Here is a 245-nt window from a genome sequence, read left to right on the forward strand (position 1 = left end):
GGCAAGTTCCGTGCGGGCCGCCGGGGGCGACGTGACGATCGCCGCTGGTGAAACGGCTGCGCTGGGCACCGTCGCCGCCACGGGCAGGACGATCGCGGTGTCCGCTCAGGACGTCACGCTGGCAGGCGGAGTGACGGCCGACACGATCCGCCTGAACAACATCGCGGCGAGCGGCGCGACGCGACTGGGGGACTCGCCCGCCGACAATCGGGCGGAGTTCGATCTCGCTGGGCGTCGCTTCGATC

General features: G+C 71.8%; 1 protein-coding gene. It reads left to right on the plus strand.

Going from position 1 to position 245, the window contains the following annotated elements:
• Positions 1–31: 31 nt before the first annotated feature.
• Positions 32–245, plus strand: a 214-nt coding sequence (locus tag AC0IYH_RS33400) for a hypothetical protein (protein WP_471838716.1), incomplete at its 3' end; no start/stop codon positions are given.

The sequence above is a fragment of the Pseudomonas sp. AC463 genome (assembly GCF_979253585.1).